We start from the raw sequence: 17,346 nt of genomic DNA on the forward strand, positions 1-17,346 counted from the left end.
CTCCCACCCGCGCGCGAGCTGATCGCCGACCGCGGCTATGACAGCAACCCGTTCCGCACCGCCCTCGCCGAGCGTGGCATCGCCGCCTGCATCCCCCCCAAGAAGAACCGCAAGCAGCCCATCCCCTACGACAAGGCGCTCTACCGCCAGCGCCACCGCATCGAGATCGCCTTCGGCCGCCTCAAGGACTGGCGCCGCATCGCCACCCGCTACGACCGCTGCGCCACCACCTTCTTCGGCGCCATCACACTCGCCGCCATCGTCATCTTCTGGCTCGGACAATGAGTCCTGAGCCTAATTCGTCGCTTCAACGAGGACAATAATGAGGAGGCTGGCGAGCACTTCACGCCGCGCGACGTCATCGAGCTGATGGCGAACCTCATCTTCCTCCCCGTCGCAGAGCGCATCGAGTCCGGCACCTATCTCATCTATGACGCCGCCTGCGGAACGGGCGGCATGTTGACGGTCGCGGAAGAGGCGCTGACCAAGCTCGCTGCAGATCATGGCAAGGAGATCAGCACGCATCTCTTCGGCCAGGAGGTGAACGCCGAGACCTACGCCATCAGCAAAGCCGACCTGCTGCTGAAGGGCGAAGGGGCCGAAGCGGAGCGCATCCAGCACGGCTCCACGCTCTCGTCAGATGCGTTCCCCTCGCTCGAATTTGACTTCATGCTGTCCAACCCACCCTACGGCAAAAGCTGGAAGACCGACCTCGAGCGGATGGGCGGCAAGAAGGATCTGAAGGACCCGCGCTTCGTCATCCAGCATGGCGGTGACGCTGAATTCAGCCTCGTCACGCGCTCCTCGGACGGGCAGCTGATGTTCCTGGCCAACAAGCTGGCGAAGATGAAGCGCAGCACGCCGCTCGGCAGCCGAACTGCCGAGGTGCACAACGGCTCATCGTTGTTCACGGGTGATGCGGGATCTGGCGAGAGCAACATCCGCCGCTGGGTGATCGAGAACGACTGGCTAGAAGCCATCGTCGCCCTGCCGGAGGGCATCTTCTACAACACGGGCATCGCGACCTACGTCTGGGTGCTGAGCAACCGCAAGGCCGATGAGCGACGAGGCTTGGTGCAGCTGATCGACGCGACGGCATGCTCCCGCCCGCTACGCCGCAACCTCGGGAAGAAGAATTGCGAGATGGGGCCGGACGACATCCGAGAGGTCTCCGACGTCTTTCTCAGCCAAGCCAATCTGCCGGAGCCGGCAGCAGCGGGTGAGGTGCGGCGTGTGCGCACCAAGGTGCTGCCGAACGCTTCCTTCGGCTATTGGAAGGTGGTTGTGGAGCGTCCGCTCCGGCTGGCCGCACGGCTTGATGATGCCTCGCTGCGCAGCCTGCGTCGCGCCGCGGTGGCGGCGAAGGACGAGGCGCTCGCTGACCTCGTTGACGCAGTGGCGCCGACGCTCGGCGCCGGTCCCCACCTGGACATCAACGCCGTGCTCGCGACGATCCGCACCGCGGCCGCGGCGAAGGACGAATCCCTGACCGCCAAGCGGGAAAAGCTGCTGCTGGCCGTGCTCGGGCGGCGCGACCCGAAGGCGGCGCCGGTCATTCGCAAGCAGTCGAAGCCCAAGCCCGGCACCCAGCCAGAGCAGGAATCGCTGCACGGCCGCTACCAGCAGAAGCTGGGTGGCCGCACGGTCGTGGTCGAGTACGAGCCCGACCCCGAACTGCGCGACACGGAGCAGGTGCCCTTCCTGGAGGAGGGCGGCATCGAGGCCTTCATCCGGCGCGAGGTGCTGCCGCACGCGGAGGATGCCTGGGTCGACGAGGATCGGACGGAGATCGGCTACGAAATCTCCTTCACCCGCCACTTCCATCAGCCGAAGCCGCTGCGCGACTTGGCTACAATCGAGCGGGACATTCTGGCGCTGGAGCAGGAAGCGGCCGACCTGCTGCGCCAGGTTGTGAGCGCGGGCTGAGCCATGGGGTCGAGGCTTCCGCCCTATCCAGACTATCGTAACAGCGGCCTCGCTTGGCTGCCGCGGCTGCCGAGCCATTGGGAGCTGATGCGCGGTAAGGCGATCCTGCGCGAGGTGGACGAGCGATCAATTTCCGGCGCCGAGGAATTGCTGACGGTTTCACACAAGACGGGCGTGACGCCGCGGAGGCTCAAGAACGTCACGATGTTCAAGGCCGAATCCTACGTAGGTCACAAGCTGGCGCGGCCGAAGGACATCGTCATAAACACGATGTGGGCGTGGATGGCGGCCACGGGCGTATCAGGGCATCTCGGCATCGTGAGCCCGTCCTACGGAGTGTACCGGCCTCGCGGTGAAAATCTCGACCCTCGCTATCTCGACTACCTGCTTCGCACGCCGCTGCTCAAGGCTGAGTATCATCGACGGTCGAAAGGCATCCGAGCCTCGCGCCTTCGCCTCTACGCGGACCAGTTCCTCGACATTCGCTTTCCCGTGCCGCCGCTGGATGAGCAACAGCGCATCGCCAACTACCTCGATGCGCACGGGCGGCTGACCAACCGGCTGATCCGGAACCGTCGCCGCATGCTTGCTGTGCTGAAGGAGCGCCGTCAGGGCATTATCAACGACGCCGTAACGCGGGGCGTCGATCCGGCCGCGGCCATGAAGGCAACGCCGCTCGACTCGGTCCCGTTGATCCCGTCGCATTGGCAGTTGAAGCGGCTGAAATATCTGACCCGCTTCTCCAATGGCATCGCGTTCAAGCCCGCGGATTGGAAGGACGCGGGTACGCCGATCATCCGCATCGAAAACCTCAACGGGAGCGACCATTTCAACTACACAGATCGGGCGGACCTTCCAGAACGACTGCTGATTCAGCCGGGAGACCTACTGTTCGCTTGGTCAGGCAACCGCGGGACGTCATTCGGTTCCTTTGAATGGGATCGGGCCTTCCCCGCATACCTCAACCAGCACATCTTCAAGCTGGAGAGCTTCTCGCTTCATCGCCGGTTCTTCTTCTACGCCCTACGCGCGGTCACGAAACGGGTCGAGGATAACGCGCACGGCATCATCGGCCTCGTGCACGTGACAAAGCCCGAACTCGGCGCGATTGAGGTCCCCGTACCTCCGCCCGCCGAGCAAGAGGCGATCGCTGACCACCTCGACCGTGTGCTGGGCGAGATCAATGCCGCAGCTGAAAAGCTCGTCAGAGAGATCAAGTTGGTCGAGGAGTACCGGGAGCGCCTGATCGCCGACGCAGTTACCGGGAAGCTCGACGTCCGCGCCGCAGCCTTGGCGATGCTCGCCGACGAGATCGACGGCGAAGATCTGCCTTTGGAGGATGAGGAGGCAACCACAGCCGAGGATGCCGACGACGAGGACGATGCCGACGTGGCGCTTGCCGAGGTCGATGAATGACGGCTGCACCGCCAGCGAAGCCGAAGATCTACCACATCCTCCATGTGGACCGGCTTGCCTCAGTGGTGGCGAACAAGCGGCTCTACAGCGACGCCGCCATCAGGGCGCGCGCCGGCGCCGGCACGGTCATCGGCATGCAGGGGATCAAGGACCGCCGGCTCACGCTGCCGGTTACCTGCCACCCGAAGACCTATGTCGGGGACTATGTTCCGTTCTACTTTTGTGCTCGCTCGATCATGCTCTACTTGCTATATATGGGGAACGCGCCGGGGCTCGATTACCGGGGCGGCCAGGTCCCTATCGTCACGCTTGAAGCGGACCTCCACACCGTGGTCGAGCGCGCGGACAAGGTGGGGCGACGGTGGGCCTTCTCGCTTGGGAATGCCGGCGCGAACTATCAGTCGTTCAGGAAAGACTTGAGCCAGCTCAGCGATATCAACTGGACGGCGGTCCAGGCCACGGATTTCCGCTCATCCGATGTGAAGGAAGGCAAGCAGGCTGAATTTCTCGTCCACGAACGCTTCCCGTGGTCTCTTGTCGAGAGGATCGGCGTTCGGACCATCGATATGCAGAAGCGCGTGAGGGAAATACTGGACGGCGCGGACCACATGCCGCCTGTTCAGGTCCGAACGGACTGGTACTACTGATGCGGAGGAGAATCGGATGATCACCAGCAAAATCGGAGACCTCATCGCCGAGCCGGCCGAGGCGCTGGTGAACACCGTGAACTGCGTGGGCATCATGGGCCGCGGCGTGGCACTTCAGTTCAAGAATGCCTTCCCGGAGAATTTCAAAGCCTACAAGGCCGCGTGCGACCGGGGCGACGTGCAGCCTGGCCAGATGTTTGTCGTCGAGGTCGGACAGCTGACCCGGCCGCGCTGGATCATCAACTTCCCCACCAAGCGCCACTGGCGCGGCAATAGCCGGATCGAGGACATCGAGAGCGGGCTCGTCGCCCTGGCCACCGAGATCCGGGAGCGGGGCATCCGCTCCATCGCCATCCCGCCGCTGGGCAGTGGCCTTGGCGGCTTGGAGTGGCGCGACGTCAAGCCGCGCATCGTCGAGGCGCTGCGCGGCATCAACGATCTCGAGGTCATTCTGTTCGAGCCCGCCGGCGCCCCCGTGGATGGCCGCGGCATGGCCTCGAGCAAGGTCCCGCCGATGACCGCCGGCCGGGCTGCGCTGGTCGGGCTGATGCACCGCTATCTGGGCGGCCTGATGGACCCGTTCGTGACGCTGCTGGAAGTGCACAAGCTCATGTACTTCATGCAGGAGGCCGGGCAGCCCCTGCGCCTGCGCTATGCCAAGGCGCCCTACGGCCCCTTCGCCGAGAACCTCGGCAATGTCCTCGCCCAGGTCGAGGGGCATCTGGTTGCGGGCTACCGTGACGGCGGCGACGCCCCGGACAAGCAGCTCACCCTCGTGCCGGGTGCCGTGGATGACGCCATGACCTTCCTCGAAGGAGAGGAGGCGACGCGGGCGCATTTCGATCGCGTGGCTGCGCTCGTCCAGGGCTTCGAGACGCCGTTCGGGCTGGAGCTACTCTCTACCGTGCACTGGGTCGCCAAGGATGCCCCGGACGCGACGCCGGCGGACATCGTCGTTCGTGTGCATGGCTGGGGTGAGCGGAAGCGCCGCTTCTCGCCGCGGCAGATCGGCCTGGCGCTCGACACGCTGGCCGGTCAGGGCTGGCTGCCGGGCCGCGTGACCACGCCCGCGGCGTGAGTACCGACACCAGCGAGAAGGGCCTCGAAGCGCTCATCGCGCGATCGCTGGTCGATGACGCCGGCTATGTGCTCGGCGACCCCAAGGACTACGACCGCGACCACGCGGTGGATGTGCCGAAGCTCCTGGCGTTCCTCCGAGCCACACAGCCCGAGGCGGTCACGCAGCTTGGGCTGGAGGATGAGGCCAAGCGCCTCAAGTTTCTCCATCGCCTGCAGGGCGAAGTTGCGAAGCGCGGTGTGATCGACGTGCTTCGCAGCGGGGTGAAGGACGGCCCTGTCTCCGTCGAGCTGTTCTTCGGCACGCCCTCGGCCGCGAATGCCAAGGCCGTCGAGCTGCACGTCGCGAACATCTTCAGCGTCACGCGGCAGCTGCGCTACGCCAAGGATGGCGGTGCGCAGTCGCTCGACATGGCGACCTTCATCAACGGACTGCCGATCTCCACCTTCGAGCTCAAGAACAGCCTGACGAAGCAGACCGTCGCGGACGCGGTCGAACAGTTCAAGCGCGACCGCGATCCGCGGGAGGCGCTGTTCAAGTTCGGGCGCTGCGTCGTCCACTTCGCCGTGGACGATGCCGAGGTTCGGATGTGCACCCATCTGAAGGGGAAGGAGTCTTGGTTCCTGCCCTTCAACAAGGGCTGGAACGATGGAGCCGGGAATCCGCCCAACCGAGCCGGGTTGAAGACCGACTACCTGTGGCGCGACATGCTGACCAAGCCGCGCCTGACCGAGATCCTGGAGAACTACGCTCAGATCGTCGAGGAGCGGGACGAGCACGGCAAGAAGAAGCCTCCGCGCCAGGTGTTCCCCCGCTACCATCAGCTCGACGTGGTGCGGGAACTGCTGCGCCACGCCGGGGATCACGGTGTCGGGCGGCGTTACCTGATCCAGCACTCGGCCGGCAGCGGCAAGAGCAACTCTATCGCCTGGCTCGCGCATAAGTTGGTCGGGTTGGAGCATGCGGGGCGCCTGGCATTCGACACCGCAATCGTCGTGACCGATCGGCGGCTGCTCGACAAGCAGATCCGGGACACGATCAAGCAGTTCGCTCAGGTGGCATCGGTTGTCGGGCATGCCGATCGGTCCGGCGCGCTGCGCGAATTCCTGAAGACGGGCAAGAAGATCGTCATCACGACGGTGCAGAAGTTCCCGGTGATCCTCGACGAGATCGGCGATGAGCATCGTGGCAAGCGCTTCGCCATCATCATCGACGAGGCACATTCCAGCCAGGGCGGCCGCACCTCTGCCAAGATGAACATCGCCCTCTCGGGCGCTGGCGGCGAGGGGCAGGAAGAGGACGAGACGGTCGAGGACACGATCAACCGGATCATGGAATCGCGGAAGGTCCTCCCCAACGCCAGCTACTTCGCCTTCACGGCCACGCCGAAGAACAAGACGCTGGAGGTGTTCGGCACGCCGTTCACTGAAGGCGGCGTCACCAAGCACCGCCCCTTCCACACCTATACGATGAAGCAGGCCATCCAGGAAGGTTTCATCCTGGACGTGCTGGCCCAGTACACGCCCATCCGGAGCTACTACCGCCTGGCCAAGGCGGTGGAGGACGACCCCGAATTCGACTCCAACCGGGCGAAGAAGAAGCTCCGCAGCTACGTCGAGGGGCACGAGCACGCGATCCGCCAGAAGGCGGAGATCATGGTCGATCACTTCCACGACCAGGTCATCGCCCGAAGGAAAATTGGTGGTGACGCGCGAGCGATGGTGGTGACGGGGGGCATTCAGCGCGCGATCCAGTACTTTCACGCGTTCCGAGATTACCTGCGGGAGCGGAAGAGCCCGTACCAGGCCATCGTCGCCTTCTCGGGCGAGCATGAGTATGGCGGGCAGAAGGTCACCGAGGCATCGCTGAACGGCTTCCCGAGCAGTGCCATCGAGGAGCGCATCCAGAAGGACCCGTATCGGTTCCTGATCTGCGCCGACAAGTTCCAGACGGGCTACGATGAGCCCCTGCTTCACACGATGTACGTGGACAAGGCGCTCTCCGGGGTAAAGGCGGTGCAGACCCTGTCGCGGCTCAACCGTGCGCACCCGAAGAAGCACGACACGTTCGTGCTCGATTTCCAGAACGATGCTGACGTGATCGAGGCGTCCTTCGCGCCCTACTACCGCACGACGATCCTCAGCGAGCAGACCGACCCGAATAAGCTGCACGACCTGAAGGCCGCGCTCGACGGCCACCAGGTGTACGACGCGGCTCAGGTGGACGACCTCGTCGCCCGCTACCTGTCCGGCGCGCCACGGGATGCTCTGGACCCCATCCTGGATGCCTGCGTCGCCACATACCTGAGCGACCTGGATGAGGATGGACAGGTCGACTTCAAGGGGAAGGCGAAGGCGTTCGTTCGGACCTACGGCTTTCTGGCGTCCATCCTGCCGTACACCAATGCGGAGTGGGAAAAGCTCGCCACCTTCCTCAATTTCCTGATCCCGAAACTGCCAGCGCCGCGGGAGGAAGACCTATCGAAGGGCATCCTCGAGGCGGTCGACATGGACAGCTACCGGGTTGAGGTCCAGGCATCGATGGCTGTGGCCTTGCCGGACACCGATGCCGAGGTCGATCCAGTGCCGACCAGTGGCGGCGGCCGAAAGCCAGAGCCCGAACTGGACCGACTGAGCAACATCATCCAGGCGTTCAACGACCAGTTTGGGAACGTCGACTGGAAAGACGGGGACAAGATCCGGAAGGTGATCACCGAGGAGTTGCCGGCCAAGGTGTCTGCGGACAAGGCCTTCCAGAATGCGGTCCGGAACTCCGATCGGCAGAATGCCCGAATAGAGCATGACGCAGCTCTCCAACGGGCGATGAACGACCTCGTCGCGGACCACGTCGAGCTTTTCAAGATGTTCCAGGACGACCCGTCGTTCCGGAAATTCCTCACGGACAACATTTTTGCCGCCACCTATCGGCCCGATAAGGGGTCCGGCTCGGGTGCGTCGCCGCCCTGAGTTGGCGCCGGGTTGTCATTGGCAGGCGAAGCCGACCGCAACTCAAAGCAGTGCGGGCGGGTTGGATAGCGAACAAAATCAACGTGTTGTCGGCTTGGGAAATAATCGCCCAAGTCCCGAGGTGCAGAGAGAATTGGTCGGTCGGAGAGAGAAAGTGCCAACCTCGGGGCAGTCGCTATCCCGAGCTTCGGGCGCAAAGCCCCGCCAAATCTGGCCGTGACCGCCGGCTACTGCTGAACAGAGAATGAGGTTGGGAAACCGGCTGGAGCAGCGGTGGGAACCGGAGAACGAAATTCTCTGCGCGCCGGGAGATCGGTGGATGGATGCGGATGCAAGAGCCGCACGTTGAAGGTGTAGCCGACCACGACGGCCCCGAGTCATGCGCTGACGCCCGCGAGGGCGGCGGCGAAGCGTTGACAGGGGAAACCGCGGGCTGGGTATTGAGCCGCGAAATGTTCGCTCTCCAGGGCGCCGACGCTGTAGAGATAAGCGGAAGGCCACACGATGCGCACCGCCATGGCGAGGTGCACGTCGGCCCTGCGCGGTCCGAGACCCCATGCACGCGGGGACACCATCCACACGAGAACCGGGAGATCCATGGGCTGCCTGGCATGAGTGCGCCAGGCCGCGGCGGGAAGGCTTCGGCCGCAATCAGCTGATGCACGGCCCAGGGAAGTCAGACCCGTCCATAGTACCAGGGAAGCGGCCGAACAGACCTGGGCAACCGGGCGCGGAGGTCGTGGAGGGAAGGGGCGGGACCGAGGGAACCGCGGGGCGGCAAAGCACGGTCCGGACGCTGAGCCGGGACGCCGTGACACAGGCGCTGGCCCGCGTACGAGAAGCGGCGAAGCGGAACAAGCGTGAACGGTTCACCGCGCTGATGCACCACGTCACGCCGGACCTGCTGGCCTGGGCCTTCCATCAGCTCAAGCCGAAGGCTGCTCCCGGCGTCGACGGGGTGACGTGGGACGAGTATGCGGTGTCACTCGATGCCAACATCGGGGACCTGCACCGCCGCGTGATGCGCGGCGGCTACCGGGCGAAGCCGTCGCGGCGGCAGTACATCCCGAAGCCCGACGGCCGGCTGCGGCCGCTCGGCATCGCGGCGCTGGAGGACAAGGTCGTCCAGCGCGCGGTGGTGGAGGTGCTGAACGCCATCTACGAGACGGATTTCCTCGGCCTCTCCTACGGGTTCCGTCCCGGGCGCTCCCAGCACGATGCGCTGGACGCGCTCGCCTAGCCGTTGCCGCGGCAACGGCCGGCGCGCGGTGGCGGTAGATGGCGGCACGGGACAGCCGCCAGACTCGGGCGACACGGACCATGCCGTAGCGCCGGCGGGTCACCGGCGAGACCTGCCGGTTCACCGCCTCGGCCGCCGGCGGCCAAAAGGGCGGCCACCCTCCATGGTCGCGATCTTCCGCTCCAGCAGCTCGTTGGCCATGGTGACCTCGCCGAGCTTGGCCTTGAGCCGCAGCAACTCGTCGTTACGGCTGCCGCGCTCGCGCCTTCATCGCCGATGCCGCACCGGCCAACGCCCAGCCGCGCTATCCGCTCAGGCGGGCGGCGGTGACGTTGAGCTCGCGGGCCAGCGTCTCCAGCGGCTCGCCGCGCAGCAGCCGCATGACGGCGGCCAGCTTGCGTGGCGCGGAGAAGCGGCGCTCCCGGCGCCGCCCGAGGCGCCGCCGGCGTTCTCGCGTCTCCGCGCCCCCTCGGGCTCGTCGCTGCGGATTTGATCCTTGGGTTCAATCTTCGGTTGCGGAGGCATCTACCGCAGCCGGCTGTCTTATCGAACCGTGCCGCACCCCAAGTAGCCCAGAATCAGCCCGGCCCCCACGACGCCAAGCCAGTCGGCATGCCGCCAGACTGAATGTGGCGCGAGCACCTCGAAGGCCGTCACCGCGTCGGCTGCACCCCGCTTGCCGATGGTGAGTTCCGCGACCACCAGCGGCACGCCCAACGCCAGCGCGATCAAAAGGTTCACCAGCAGAAAGGCGCCGCCGTTCTCCCCGGCCAAGTAGGCGAATCGCCAGATGTTTCCGAGGCCTGGGGCCGCGCCGATGGCGGCAAGAATCAGCCCGCTTCTGCTACCCCATCGCTCACCCATTCCCGCTCAGGCGAGGGCCCGCAGAGGCGCCGGCCGCGCCAATCGTGGCGGGCAGCGCGCGCGGCTCGCGGACAATCATCACGTCGCAAGGCAGGCTGATGAGGAGACGCTCGGCGGTGCTGCCCATGAGGATGCCGAAGCGACCGCTCCGGCCATGTGTCCCCATCACGACGAGGTCGATGTCGTTCTCCCAGACATGCGTCCCAATCACGCTCTCGGGTGTTCCATAGCGGATCAGGCACTCCATCCGCGCCATCTTCTCCGGCGGCGTACCCAAGCTCGGCAGGAACGCCGCACGCTCACGCTCAGCGTCCGCCAGCAGTTCCGCCTCATTCGCCGCGCGGCAGATAAACCCTTCGAACGGCATGCGGTAGGCATGCATCATCGTCATGTGGGCGTCCGGGAACACGCTCAGTGCCTGCCGCAAGGCGTGGGCGGAAGTCTCTGAAAAGTCGGAGGCGACGATTAGCGTCTGGTACGCTCGCCAAGGGCGCGTCTTCACGATCAGGACAGGCATCGGCGCACGATGGACCAGCCTCTCGACCGTCGTGCCGAGCACCGCTCGGGCAAGGTTCCCGCTGCGGGCTATGCCGGTGACGATCAGGTCGCAGTCGAGTTCGTTCGCCGTGCGCAGGATGATCTCCGCGGGATCCCCCCGCTCGATCACGATCTCCGCCTCGACACCATGATTGCGCGTGGCGGCGCGGAGGTGACGCTCGGCAAGCACCCGCACCGAACCGCCGGGAACCGGTTCGGGGCCTTGCTCCGGCTCATTGCCTTCCAGCACATACAGCACATGCAGTTTGGCACCCCAGGCCGATGCCAGCATCACTGCGCGGTCCAGGGCGCGGTCGCAGCGGCAGCTGAGATCCGTCGCGAGGAGCAGGCTTCGCGGCGGACTACCTAACCCGGCATCCCGCCGTTCTGAGTCTTTCTGCATCGCACAATCTCCGTTTCCATCTCAGCCGCCCATCGCGCCGTCTCTGGCCGCCTGCGCTGGCGGCGGTGCTGCCACCGAATGGATCACAGCAGGTGCAAAACGGTTTCGGCGTAGGCGCGGCGCTGCGCGACGGTCAGCTCGGAGCGCAGTGCCTCATCGCCGACGCAGCAACCTGCCGCGTCGAAATCGGCGGCAAGCTTGCGCATCACGTCAGCATCGCCCGGTTCGGCATGATCTACCCACATCACGTCGAGCGCATAGCGGGGCAGTTCCGCCTCGGGAAGGCCGAGCCGACGCCCCGCCCAGAGCCCCATGAGCAGGTTCCGCCTCGCCCTGGGGCTCTCGGCCGTTGCCTGCTCCAGGCTATGCAGTGTGATGTCGGCGGCGAGGGCGGTCTGAATCTGGGTCATCAAGTGATCTCCTCTACGTGGTTGTTGCTCCGGCGCCATGGTCCCGTCATGTCCCGCCTGTCGCGATCAGGAAAAGCCCCGAGGATACGGCGCGTCCGAGCGAACCCTGACACGACCGCCCATGAAGGCGAGCCACATCCGGGGCGGGATTGCCAAGCCGGTCGGCGGACAGGATCGGGTCGGAGACGTCCATGCGGGCAGCGGGCTCCAGATCGGGGCACGGCCGCCCAGCGTGGTGTCGCATCGGACGGCAGGGCAGCCGGGCACCGTCCCACTGAAGACATCGCCGCGCAGACCGCCCTGGGCAAGGCGGGGTACGGCCGCCCCGTGCGGTTCCGCACGTGGACGTTGGGCAGTTCCTGCGCAGCTGCGTCGGGCGTGGCGCCCGTATGGGACGTGACGGTGTTCACCAAGAAACGGGACCGGGTGCTGGGAGCCGAGGTGGCGAGCAAGTTCTTCGCCGCCGTGCTGGCCGACCCGGAGGTCAAGCCGCTGCTGTGCTCGGAGTACTTCTCGGTGGCTGGCACGTTGATAGCGGCCTGGGCTTTGATAAAAAGCTTCCGGCCGAAGGACGGCTCCGGCGATACGCTCGGCCCCGGCCGCAACGGCGAGCGCGACTTCCATGGCGAGAAGCGCAGCGACGAGACGCATGCCTCGACCACGGACCCGGATGCGCGGTTGGCGCGCAAGTCGAGCGGGCAGGCATCGAAGCTCTGCTACGCCGGGCATGTGGTGATCGAGAACCGGCACGGCCTGGTGGTCGCTGCGACAACGACGCGGGAGACGGGTACCGCCGAGCGCGACGCCGGCGAGGCGATGATGGCAGGGCTCGATCGTGCCGCGCGCAGCACGCTGGGAGGCGACAAGACCTACGACACGCGGGCCTTCGTCCGGGCAATGCGCGACATGGGCGTGACGCCGCACGTGACGCAGCACACCAATGGCCGGCGCTCTGCGATCCACAGACGGACTACGCGGCACCCGGGCTGCGCGGTGAGCCAGTGCATCCGCAAGCGGATCGAGGAGGTGTTCGGCCGGGGCAAGGAGATCGGCGGCATGCGCCGCACCCTGCTGCGCGGGCTGGAGCGGGTCGGATGTAAGCGTCTTCCGTCGACTGCCTTGCGGCGCGGCGCGTTGATCGGCTGACCTGCCTGGCTGCGGGGTGAGGCGGAAGTCCGCTGTCGCCCTTAAGCCTAGGGGTAAGGTCGTTGCCGGACGGTCGGTTGGACGAGGTGATCAGCGTGGTGGCGCGGCGTCGTCGCTGGACGCTGGAGCAGAAGCTGTCGCTGGTGGAGGAGGTGTCGCGGCCTGGCGCGTCGGTCGCGGCGGTGGCGGACCGGCACGGGATGAGCCGGAGCCTGCTGTTCGAGTGGCGTCGCCAGGTCCGCGAGGGGACGATGCCAGGCGTGGTGCGCGCGGACACGGCCAGGAAGCTGGTGCCGATCCGCATCGTGGATAACCCGCCACGCAAGGAGAGCGCCAGCCCGCCGGTGCCGTCGCGCCGGTCGGCCGAGCGCGCGGGCAAGTCGGCGGCGATGGTTGAGGTGATACTGCCGAACGGCCGCGTGCTGCGGGTCTCGGAGGCGATCGCGCCGGAGGTGCTGGGTCGGCTGGCGGCGGTGCTGGACGGCTGATGCTGGCGCTGCATGCCGGTATGCGCGTGCACCTCGCGCTCGGCGCGACGGACATGCGTAAGGGCTTCGACGGCTTGGCCGCGCAGGTGCAGACGGTGCTGAAGGCCGACCCGTTCTCCGGCCACCTGTTCCTGTTCCGCGGCAGGCGCGGCGATCTGTTGAAGGCGCTGTGGTGGGATGGCCAGGGCCTGGTGCTGCTGGCCAAGCGCCTCGAGAAGGGCCGGTTCATCTGGCCGACGATCGCGCGCGAGGGTGTGGTGACGCTGACGACGGCGCAGTTGGCGATGCTGCTGGAAGGCCTGGACTGGCGGGCGAGGTCGAGCAACTCGAACTGCGGCTCGACGAGGTGCTGGCCGACATTGCCGCGACGGGCGGCATGGACGACGCCGAGGACGAGACGCCCAGCGTCAAGGTGCCGGAGGAGAAGGCACGGCGCCGCGGCCGCAAGCCGCTGCCGGACAGCCTGCCGCGACGCGATGTCGAGCACCTGCCCGCCGAGGGCTGCACCTGCCGCGCCTGTGGCGGCGCGCTGCGCAAGGTGGGCGAGGACGTCACCGAGATCCTCGATTTGGCATATTGATGCCCTCCTCAATCCCGTTGGCGGGTCGAGAGATCGATATGGCGCAGCTCTCCCCGGACAAGCTGCCGGAGCACGTTGATGGTCGCCGGTTCGTCGGGGAACAGGTAGAGCCGGTACTTCGAGCCGTGGGTGACGGTGATCCTGCCCGTGCGGATCCGGTGGTGGATCCACGCCGCCGAGACGCCGACGGCTTCGGCGAGCTGAGGCAGCGTCAGCGCTCCCTTGACCCGACGGCGGAACTCCGGCCGGTATCGGATGCCCTGGGCGAGGCGCAGCTTGCGGACGGTGTTCACCAGCACCGGACGGCCGTGGGCCAGGCGGTAGCCGCGCTCGTTGAGCGCCGCGGCAATGTCGGCATCCGACGCCCCGGACCTCGCCATCGCCGCGACGCACCTCTCGATCTCGGCGATGCCGGACAGCTCGCGCAGGGCGTGCCCGCCGGTGTCGGCCACCAGGTCGCTCCAGTCGCCGCCGCACCAGACGATCCGGAGGTTCACCCGGTCCGCCGCCGTGCGCTCCAGCACCACCTTCTCGATGAGGCACCGCAGCAGCGCCTTGCGCTGTGCGGGCGTGAGCCTCGGGTCTGCCCAGAGCGGCGGCAGGCTCCGCTGGATCTCCAGCAACTGCATCCGCAGTGTGGAGGATGCGGCGATCGTCGGGCCCTCCGCCGCCTCGGGGTCGCCTCCCGCCCGCTCCTGCGCGGCCAACGCCGTCTCGGCTGCGCGCAACTCGCAAAGAGCGGCCTCCCAGCGGCGTTCCAGCTCCGCAGCGACGAGGCGGTTGTCCGGATCGACCTTGTCGAACTGGCGTTCCGCCAGGAGCGCCCGGTAGCGGAGCCGTTCGACCTGTTGGGCGGCCGCGCGCCTGAGCGCCGCCTCGCTCTCGCTTCGCGTCACCTCGGCCCGCTCGAACGCGTCCGCTTCGGCCGGCGTCACGGCTTCGAGGAACGCCGCGGCCACCAGCGCGTCCACCGGGGCCGCGAGCACGTTCTGGCATCGCGGCAGGCCACGGTCCTGCTCAAGACTGCGGCAGATATAGCGCGCCCGGTTGTGGTACTATACGGTCATCTTGCGGCCGCAGGCCCCGCAGTGGACGAGGCCGTGCAGCAGGGCAGCACCGTCGCGCGGCACGCCCCGCGTGCCCTTGCGACGGTAGTCGGCGTGGTTGTCCTGCAGCGTGGCCACGATCGCCTCGTGCGTCTCCCAGCTGATGTAGGCGGGAAAGCGGTCCCGGACGACGACGCGCCATTCGGCTCGCGGGCGCGTGCGGACCTTGGCGCGGCCGCCGTCGGGCGGGCGCGCCGCAGCCGTACGCCCGTAGACGAACGCGCCCGCATAGGCTGGCTGCCGCAGGATCCTGCAGATCGCGTTCTTGGTCGGCGCGCGCCAGCAGAGGCCGCCTTGTGGCCCCTCGCGCCGGGGCAGGGCGAGCCGGCGAGCCAGCAACACCCGCAGCACCGCTTGGGCCGAGCGGCGCTCGAGGAAGGTGGAGAACACCAGCCGGATGCGGTCCTCCACCTCGCGGTCGGGCGTGATGACGACCACCCCCGTCGGGTCGCGCTCGAGGCCGACCGGCAGTGGCAGCGCCAAGTCGCCGCGGCCGGCCTTGGCGAGCAGCCCGGCGGTGAGCCGCCCGCGGAGCGTGTGCATCTCCACCTCGGAGATCGTGCCCTTGAGGCCGAGCAGCAGCCGACCGTTGCCAGTCGAGGGATCATAGACCCCGTCCCGGTCGGCGATGAGGCAGCGGCGGTACCCGCACAGGTCGAGCAGGGGGTACCAGTCCGAGCAGTTCCGGGTCAGGCGGGTAACCTCGTAGGATAGCACGATGCCGACCTCGCCGAGGCCGACGCGGGCGAGCAATTCCTTGAAGCCCGAGCGGTTGGCCGCGGTCGCGCCGCTCTCGCCGAGGTCCTGGTCGATCACCTCGACGTCGGCCGCGTGCCAGCCGAGTTCAACGGCGCGCTGCCGGAGCGCGTACTGCAGGCGCAGGCTCTCTCCGTTGCCCAGCACCTGGTGCGGCGTGGACTGGCGGACGTAGATCAGGGCGCACCGCGACAGGTGCGCCGGCGTGATGAGATCGGAGTGCATCGCTCACCTCCCGCAGCGCCGACGCGAGCGCGGCGAGGGCGTCCTCGCGTCGGGCGTCCGACAGGCGGGACCAGACCTCTCCGGGGCGGACGCGCATGCCAGCGCCTCCCTGATCTCTCGGACGCGGGCGAGGAGAGAGGCCACAGCGTCGCCCGTGAGCTTGCTCCGCGGCGCATCGGGGGCGGCACGGAGGCTCGTGCTGGAGATCGGGATCATCAGCAGCGCCGTGCCACCGTGCCTCACGTAGACGTGGCCACGAGCGAGGCGTGAGCCGGTCATCGAGACCAGCGGCAGGTCTTTGCCGAACAGCGGGTGGCGTGGGTCAGTGACGCGCACCGAGACATCCCCCGCCTCGGCGCCGCCCACCGCATCGGCGGGGGCATCAAGGATCCTCGTCGCTCGAATACCGCCCAGGCTGGTTCGAGGTGGTGCGCCACGTCCGCCCCGCGTTCTCCTGCCGGACCTGCGAGGCGATGACGCAGGCACCGATGCCCTCGCTGCCGATCGAGCGCGGCAGGCCGGGGCCTGGGCTGCTGGCCCATGTGCTGGTCTCGAAGTACTGCGACCACATCCCGCTCTATCGCCAGTCGGAGATCTACGCCCGCGACGGTCTGGACCTGCCGCGCGGGCTGCTGGCGGGCTGGGTCGGCAGGTCGGCTGCGCTGGCCGAGCCGATGGCCGCGTATATCGGCCGCCATGCCCTGGCAGGGCCCAGGGTGCATGCCGACGACACGCCGATGCCGATGCTCTCGCCTGGAAAGGGCAGGACGCAGGCGGCGCGGTTCTGGGCCTATCTCCGCGACGATCGACCATTCGGCGGGACCGACCCGCCCGCGGTGCTCTACGAGTTCACGCCGGACCGGAAGGGCGAGCATCCGCAGCGGCGCCTGCGCGACTTCCAGGGCATCCTGCAGGCCGACGCCTATTCCGGGTTCAACGCGCTCTACGAGAGCGGCCGCGTGGTCGAGGCGGCGTGCTGGACGCATGCGCGGCGCTACTTCCACGACGAGCTGTTGGCCAATGGCAGCCCGATCGCGCGCGAGGCGATCGAGCGCATGCAGCCGTTGTTCGCCATCGAGGCCGAGGTCCACGGCCAGCCACCGGAGGCGCGTCTCGCTGCCCGCGAGGCCCGCTCGGCGCCGGTGATGGCCGACCTGCACGCCTGGCTGGAGGCGACGCTGCGGCGGATCTCCGGCAAGTCGGACCTGGCCAAGGCGATCCGCTACACCCTGGCGCAGTGGGGTGCGCTGACGACGGTGCTGAGCGACGGCCGCGCCTGCCTGCACAACAACGCCGCCGAGCGGCGGATGCGGCCGCTCGCGCTGGGCCGGAAGAACTACCTGTTCGCCGGGTCACTCGAGGGCGGCAGGCGGGCCGCGATCATCTACACCCTGGTCGGCACCGCGGAGCTCAACGGCTGGGATCCGCAGGCGTATCTCCGCGTCCTGCTCGACCGCATCGCCGATCACCCGATCAATCGCATCGGCGATCTCGCGCCTTGGAACCTGCGGCCCGACACAGCCTGATCACCGTCAAGCCGCCGACGCCGTAGCCGTCA

At 67.3% G+C, this 17,346-nt stretch carries 15 protein-coding genes and 3 pseudogenes; 13 read left to right on the forward strand and 5 right to left on the reverse strand.

Features of this window, described 5'->3' with window-relative positions:
- The 8 genes from H596_RS0116410 to H596_RS23915 all read left to right on the forward strand — a co-directional run.
- Positions 1 to 285 (forward strand): IS5 family transposase (locus tag H596_RS0116410; RefSeq protein WP_027285808.1); only part of this gene is annotated, 285 nt, incomplete at its 5' end.
- A gap of 12 nt (positions 286 to 297) precedes the next feature.
- The gene (locus tag H596_RS22070; RefSeq protein WP_245584042.1) at positions 298 to 1,926 is read left to right on the forward strand and encodes an HsdM family class I SAM-dependent methyltransferase; all 1,629 of its coding nucleotides are present in this window, start codon (positions 298 to 300) and stop codon (positions 1,924 to 1,926) included.
- 87 nt (positions 1,927 to 2,013) lie between these two features.
- Positions 2,014 to 3,342 (forward strand): restriction endonuclease subunit S, encoded by a 1,329-nt coding sequence (locus tag H596_RS22075; protein WP_051213276.1) that lies wholly within the window; start codon positions 2,014 to 2,016, stop codon positions 3,340 to 3,342.
- Entirely contained in the window at positions 3,339 to 3,989 is a 651-nt protein-coding gene (gene darT / locus H596_RS0116425; protein WP_027285809.1) for a type II toxin-antitoxin system toxin DNA ADP-ribosyl transferase DarT, read from the forward strand. Before H596_RS22075 ends, darT begins: the two co-directional genes overlap by 4 nt.
- Positions 3,990 to 4,005: 16 nt before the next feature.
- A complete protein-coding gene (gene darG / locus H596_RS0116430) occupies positions 4,006 to 5,067 on the forward strand; it encodes a type II toxin-antitoxin system antitoxin DNA ADP-ribosyl glycohydrolase DarG (protein ID WP_027285810.1) in 1,062 nt (353 codons plus the stop codon).
- Positions 5,064 to 8,033, forward strand: coding sequence for a type I restriction endonuclease subunit R (locus H596_RS0116435; protein WP_027285811.1), 2,970 nt, complete (start codon positions 5,064 to 5,066; stop codon positions 8,031 to 8,033). Before darG ends, H596_RS0116435 begins: the two co-directional genes overlap by 4 nt.
- An 811-nt stretch (positions 8,034 to 8,844) precedes the next feature.
- Positions 8,845 to 9,273: a hypothetical protein gene (locus H596_RS23910; protein ID WP_342663357.1), complete on the forward strand. Its 429-nt coding sequence runs from the start codon at positions 8,845 to 8,847 to the stop codon at positions 9,271 to 9,273.
- Between the two features lie 163 nt (positions 9,274 to 9,436).
- Entirely contained in the window at positions 9,437 to 9,766 is a 330-nt protein-coding gene (locus tag H596_RS23915) for a hypothetical protein (RefSeq protein WP_156910163.1), read from the forward strand.
- Between the two features lie 50 nt (positions 9,767 to 9,816).
- Here H596_RS23915 and H596_RS0116455 read toward each other — a convergent pair whose 3' ends face one another.
- The 3 genes from H596_RS0116455 to H596_RS24205 all read right to left on the reverse strand — a co-directional run bounded on the left by H596_RS0116455 (position 9,817) and on the right by H596_RS24205 (position 11,487).
- Positions 9,817 to 10,137: an SLC5/6 family protein gene (locus H596_RS0116455; protein WP_027285814.1), complete on the reverse strand. Its 321-nt coding sequence runs from the start codon at positions 10,135 to 10,137 to the stop codon at positions 9,817 to 9,819.
- Positions 10,130 to 11,077 (reverse strand): universal stress protein, encoded by a 948-nt coding sequence (locus H596_RS22085; protein WP_084602912.1) that lies wholly within the window; start codon positions 11,075 to 11,077, stop codon positions 10,130 to 10,132. The genes H596_RS0116455 and H596_RS22085 overlap by 8 nt, the downstream gene beginning before the upstream one ends.
- A gap of 83 nt (positions 11,078 to 11,160) precedes the next feature.
- Positions 11,161 to 11,487: an ATPase inhibitor subunit zeta gene (locus H596_RS24205; RefSeq protein ID WP_051213282.1), complete on the reverse strand. Its 327-nt coding sequence runs from the start codon at positions 11,485 to 11,487 to the stop codon at positions 11,161 to 11,163.
- Between the two features lie 381 nt (positions 11,488 to 11,868).
- On the opposite strand from H596_RS24205, the pseudogene H596_RS24210 reads away from it, so the two are divergent.
- The 4 genes and pseudogenes from H596_RS24210 to H596_RS24690 all read left to right on the forward strand — a co-directional run.
- Positions 11,869 to 12,582 (forward strand): annotated as a pseudogene (locus tag H596_RS24210) (IS5 family transposase); the annotation flags it as partial.
- A gap of 137 nt (positions 12,583 to 12,719) precedes the next feature.
- Positions 12,720 to 13,121 carry an IS66-like element accessory protein TnpA gene (gene tnpA, locus H596_RS0116475; RefSeq protein ID WP_245584043.1) on the forward strand — a complete coding sequence of 134 codons (402 nt, stop codon included), beginning with the start codon at positions 12,720 to 12,722 and terminating at the stop codon, positions 13,119 to 13,121.
- Positions 13,122 to 13,141: 20 nt separating this feature from the next.
- Positions 13,142 to 13,426: pseudogene (tnpB, locus tag H596_RS24685) on the forward strand (IS66 family insertion sequence element accessory protein TnpB); the annotation flags it as partial.
- A gap of 41 nt (positions 13,427 to 13,467) precedes the next feature.
- Positions 13,468 to 13,701: an IS66 family transposase gene (locus H596_RS24690; RefSeq protein WP_027285816.1), complete on the forward strand. Its 234-nt coding sequence runs from the start codon at positions 13,468 to 13,470 to the stop codon at positions 13,699 to 13,701.
- 8 nt (positions 13,702 to 13,709) lie between these two features.
- Here the strand turns inward: H596_RS24690 and H596_RS24430 are convergent, their stop codons facing one another.
- Both H596_RS24430 and H596_RS24435 read right to left on the reverse strand, forming a co-directional pair.
- On the reverse strand, positions 13,710 to 14,672 hold the full coding sequence (locus tag H596_RS24430; RefSeq protein ID WP_211225306.1) for a hypothetical protein: 963 nt from the start codon (positions 14,670 to 14,672) through the stop codon (positions 13,710 to 13,712).
- Between the two features lie 84 nt (positions 14,673 to 14,756).
- A complete protein-coding gene (locus tag H596_RS24435) occupies positions 14,757 to 15,788 on the reverse strand; it encodes a recombinase family protein (RefSeq protein ID WP_211225307.1) in 1,032 nt (343 codons plus the stop codon).
- 383 nt (positions 15,789 to 16,171) lie between these two features.
- On the opposite strand from H596_RS24435, the pseudogene tnpC reads away from it, so the two are divergent.
- Positions 16,172 to 17,314, forward strand: a pseudogene (tnpC, locus tag H596_RS22105) (IS66 family transposase); the annotation flags it as partial.
- Between the last annotated feature and the right edge of the window lie 32 nt (positions 17,315 to 17,346).

Origin of the sequence: Rubritepida flocculans DSM 14296, assembly GCF_000425365.1 — a bacterium.
GTDB classification, from domain to species: domain Bacteria; phylum Pseudomonadota; class Alphaproteobacteria; order Acetobacterales; family Acetobacteraceae; genus Roseococcus; species Roseococcus flocculans.

What these genes read in the sequence shown, in the direction of transcription:
- H596_RS24205 (WP_051213282.1), bottom strand. Translation starts at nt 11,487, where the DNA reads ATGACCCAGATTCAGACCGCCCTCGCCGCCGACATCACACTGCATAGC.
- H596_RS0116455 (WP_027285814.1), bottom strand. Translation starts at nt 10,137, where the DNA reads ATGGGTGAGCGATGGGGTAGCAGAAGCGGGCTGATTCTTGCCGCCATC.
- H596_RS22075 (WP_051213276.1), top strand. Translation starts at nt 2,014, where the DNA reads ATGCGCGGTAAGGCGATCCTGCGCGAGGTGGACGAGCGATCAATTTCC.
- darG (WP_027285810.1), top strand. Translation starts at nt 4,006, where the DNA reads ATGATCACCAGCAAAATCGGAGACCTCATCGCCGAGCCGGCCGAGGCG.
- H596_RS22085 (WP_084602912.1), bottom strand. Translation starts at nt 11,077, where the DNA reads ATGCAGAAAGACTCAGAACGGCGGGATGCCGGGTTAGGTAGTCCGCCG.
- H596_RS23915 (WP_156910163.1), top strand. Translation starts at nt 9,437, where the DNA reads ATGGTCGCGATCTTCCGCTCCAGCAGCTCGTTGGCCATGGTGACCTCG.
- H596_RS24435 (WP_211225307.1), bottom strand. Translation starts at nt 15,788, where the DNA reads ATGCACTCCGATCTCATCACGCCGGCGCACCTGTCGCGGTGCGCCCTG.
- darT (WP_027285809.1), top strand. Translation starts at nt 3,339, where the DNA reads ATGACGGCTGCACCGCCAGCGAAGCCGAAGATCTACCACATCCTCCAT.